The organism is Gilliamella sp. Pas-s27, from assembly GCF_009795865.1.
In the GTDB taxonomy this organism is placed as follows: domain Bacteria; phylum Pseudomonadota; class Gammaproteobacteria; order Enterobacterales; family Orbaceae; genus Gilliamella.
Genome location: NZ_WTEW01000048.1, coordinates 1 through 4,429 on the forward strand (window position 1 = coordinate 1; position 4,429 = coordinate 4,429).

The following is a 4,429-nucleotide window of genomic DNA, read 5'->3' on the forward strand; positions in this document are numbered from 1 at the left end:
TTTATTGATGTTTTACAATAAAACAGCAGTGAATTTGTTTATTGCGTTTAAAATCAAGCGATAGCGTTTTATTGGTAATTTCTTGTGGTTTTTTCATACCAATACTATCCATTCTAAAACTACTAGGACATCAAAGATATTATCCATATGTTTTGAGTTTGAAAATGTTGGTAGAATAATAAAATTTAAATCGAATTATTGAGAGGTTTGAGATAAATAAAGCAAACAATCAGCTTGAATGAATCGATGTTTTTACTAGTTAAATCATTTTATTTTAAATTAACAATAATTTTTTTAAACAAAAATAAATAACATATCGAAAATAGCAAATTTACACCTAATATTATTATGGGAAATAGTCAATCTTTTGTTTATTAATAATGCGAACCGTTAGCTCAGTAATCGCGATGATGAGTGCGGAACGTATCATTTGCTGATAGCGATTTTGATATATTGAGGATTTTAACGTATCTACAATTCCTATTTCTTTGTCTTCATCTTGTTGCAAAGTCCAATTGGGCGGTAATACCATGTCATGTAACAAGCTGATGGGACCTAGAATTTCATCATCTAGATAAGTGTATTTTTTATCGTCTTGGTTTAATTCATCTAAAATAGCTATTAGCAATTCAATGTCTTCATAATCTTCACGAGTGATGATGCCAAGAGCATAAAGTAATTTTAAGCAAACAGCTGTATCATTAAGTGGACCATTTTTACCAATTAACGAAGGGATGACAAATTTAATGGCATGAGGTTCTTTTCGAAAAACTTTAAGAATTAATTTGTCGATATTGTCATTGATTAACTTAATAGCAACTACCAGCAAGCTATGAATATCAGCTTGCTGGTTAAGTTTTTCTAATATCGTATCTTCTTGTAATATCGATTCGGGCATTAGAGATTATATAAAATGATGATTTTGCATTGCAGTATAAAATTCTTCAACCTGCTTAACAATAGAATTATTAACATCAATCCCCGAAATTTGGCAAAAAGCATGTTTAACACCTTTTTCAGTAATGAGGTTAGCCAATTCAACCGCTTGTTCATCATCATTATTGCGATAATTAAGCGCAGCAGCGATACCTACTAATAAATTCGTATTTTTGACTTGATATTCAAATGTTCCGAGCAATGGTTTTATTAGACGGTCGTTAGTCCCTAATTTACGAATTGGTTGACGACCAACACGAGCAGTATCATCATGTAAATAAGGATTTTCAAAACGAGTTAAGATTTTTTCAATGTAGGCCATGTGTTTTTGCTCATCAAAATTGTAACGTTTAATGAGTACTAGACCACTTTCTTCCATAGCACCACGTACAACTAAACGAATTTTTTCGTTTAAAATTGCATCACGAATGGTAGCAATACCATTATAAAAACCTAAATAAGCTGTGATTGCATGTCCTGTATTTAAGGTAAATAGCTTGCGTTCGACAAAAGCCATTAAATTATCAACAGGTTGCATTCCATTAATTGAGGGGATATTACCGACAAATTGTGTTTCATCAACAATCCATTCCGAAAAAGTTTCAACAGTGACTTCGAGAATATCACCTGTTTTTGATGTTGCAGGTGGTACAATGCGATCCACGGCTGAATCGACAAAACCGATATGGGAATTTGTCCATTGGTGAAGATCTTCTGGTAGTGCTTTAAATATTTCTTGTTTAAATTGGCTCGTACCACGAACCATATTTTCACAAGCAATAATGTTAAGTGGTGCTGTGTTTCCCTGTTTGTGCCTTGCAATAATTCCCTGTGCGACAGTAGGGGCGATACGCGCTAAAATTTGTGGACCAACAGCGGTGGTAACTAAATCTACTTTGGCAATATAATCGATAACTTCATTAGAGGTACTGTTAATTCCATCAACATTCTTAACTATTTCGGTGGTAGATTGTTCACCAACAACATTTACTGGATATTCATGACGAGTGGCTATAGCATCAATAATTTGTTGATTTACATCAGCAAATGTGACCAGTACGCCAGCATCGGATAGTAATTTACCTATAAAACCTCGTCCAATGTTACCTGCGCCAAAGTGTAGTGCTTGCATAATAATAATCCTTAAATTTAATTTAACTGTTTAACTTAATTTCCCGCATCAAGCGGGAAATAGAACTAGGTTAGCTGAGTATTGCTAAAACTTCTTCAACACTATTTGTTGTTGCTAGCTTTGCAATAATAGTTTCATCATCTAATGCATTAGTTAATTTTGCTATGACATCAAGATGTTCATTATTGCGAGCAGCAATACCGATCACTATTTTTGCTTTATCGTCTTCTTCATCACCAAATTGAACTCCAGCTGGGTATTGGCAAAATACGATACCAGTTTTAATAACATCGTCTTTTGATTCAATAGTACCATGTGGGACAGCTATTGATTCTCCTAAATAAGTTGATGTTAGTTTTTCACGTTCTAGCATTGCTTCTATATAGGTAGTTTCAACATAACCATTATCGACTAATTTTTGCCCAGCGAAGCGAATGGCTTCTTCTTTATTTTTAGCTGTTAGTCCTAAAAAGATATTTTGTTCTGATAATTTAAATAAAGGGGCATTATCAGTCGATTGATTGCTTGCAGATGCTGTTTCTATTGTGCCACTATTCGCTTGAGAACTTAAAAGGTCAGCCACGAGTTGGCTATATAATTGGCTGTCTAAAAAGTTAGTCAATGAAATATGATGTGCATTTGGTGCATGTTGTTTTGCGCGATCGGTTAAGTCTTTATGTGTGATAACAATGTCAACATCATCTGGTAGATTATTAATCGCTACATTAGTGACAAAAATATCCAAATCTGCATCTTGAACTTTTTTGCGTAAGACACCGGCGCCCATAGCACTTGAGCCCATTCCTGCATCACAAGCTACTATGATTTTCTTAACTTTAGCAAGATCAAGGATACCATTGGAAATTCCTTTTGATTCATTTTTCATTGCAGAAATATTCGATTTTGCATCTTCAAGACTTTTATCAGTTTCTTTTGTAGTTTTTAGTAAAATAGCTGAAACGATAAACGTTACTGTTGTTGCCGCAATGACAGAAATAATTACACCAAGCATTGATGATTTTGGAGTGACGGCAAGAACGGCGATAATTGAACCTGGTGATGCCGGTGAGCTTAATCCTGCACCAAATAGTGTCAAAGTAAATACGCCTGTCATTCCACCTAAAATTACTGCAATAATTAAACGAGGGTTCATTAAGACATATGGAAAATAAATTTCATGAATTCCCCCAAAGAAATGAATGATTGCTGCGCCACTAGCTGAACTTTTTGCAGAACCTTTACCAAAGAACATATAAGCGAGTAATAAACCTAAACCAGGGCCAGGATTTGCTTCAATTAAAAAGAAAATAGATTGAGAATACTCAGCGGCTTGTTGAATACCTAATGGTGAAAATATACCGTGGTTAATCGCATTATTTAAGAAAAGAATTTTAGCTGGTTCAATGATGATCGAAGTTAAAGGTAGTAAATTATGCTCAACTAAGAAATTAACGGCAAGGGTTAATTTACCAGATGCAATAACGACAGAAGGTCCAATTGCAAAAAAAGAAAGCAATGCAAGTAACATACCAATAATACCGGCCGAGAAATTGTTGACTAACATTTCAAAACCACTTTTGACTTTTCCATCGATGGCTTTATCAAATTGTTTTATTATCCAACCACCTAGAGGGCCAACTATCATTGCGCCTAAGAACATTGGGATGTCTGCGCCAACAATAACTCCCATTGTTGTGATTGCACCAACAACGGCGCCTCGTTCACCGTGAACTAATTTACCGCCAGTATAACCAATCAACAGTGGTAATAAGTAAGTAATCATCGGTCCAACCAATTTGGCAATGCTTTCGTTTGGGTACCAACCCGTTGGAATAAAAATAGCGGTAATAAATCCCCAAGCAATGAATGCGCCGATATTTGGCATGACCATATTACTTAAGAATCGCCCAAAATTTTGAACTTTTAATTTGATGTTTGAATTTGTCATAATATAAAACTTTCCTTATTGATTGATATAATCATCATGTTGCTATTGTAGAAGGATTTAGTTATTCAATTCATTAAAAAAAATTGATAAATGTGATGAGTGTCACATTGTTAAAATGGGTCTATTTTTTATTTTTGTGATTAAGATCACTCTTTTGGAAGGTGGTAAGAGAAAATTATACTAAAACGTATAGTTTCCTGAAAATTTTTTACAAGATTGAATTATTATTAATAGTGATTACTTTTTGTATAATTTTTTAGCAAAATAAGCAATCTGATAAGGTTTCATTTTGATTAAAAAATGCCTAGGAAAGGTATTGATTTTATTGAAGTTTTTTATTTCAACTTATTTTTAATAAATTAACCGCCTTATGGCGGTTTTATGTTTATTGATGTTTTACAATAAAACAGCAG

General features: G+C 33.7%; 3 protein-coding genes. All 3 read right to left on the reverse strand.

The features are described 5' to 3' along the window. Positions 1-346: 346 nt before the first annotated feature. Positions 347-898, reverse strand: coding sequence for an MltR family transcriptional regulator (locus tag GQ589_RS11225; RefSeq protein ID WP_160411392.1), 552 nt, complete (start codon positions 896-898; stop codon positions 347-349). Between the two features lie 6 nt (positions 899-904). Next, positions 905-2,068, reverse strand: coding sequence for a mannitol-1-phosphate 5-dehydrogenase (locus GQ589_RS11230; protein ID WP_160426253.1), 1,164 nt, complete (start codon positions 2,066-2,068; stop codon positions 905-907). 70 nt (positions 2,069-2,138) lie between these two features. After that, positions 2,139-4,016 carry a PTS mannitol transporter subunit IICBA gene (locus GQ589_RS11235; RefSeq protein ID WP_160426256.1) on the reverse strand — a complete coding sequence of 626 codons (1,878 nt, stop codon included), beginning with the start codon at positions 4,014-4,016 and terminating at the stop codon, positions 2,139-2,141. Positions 4,017-4,429 lie beyond the last annotated feature (413 nt).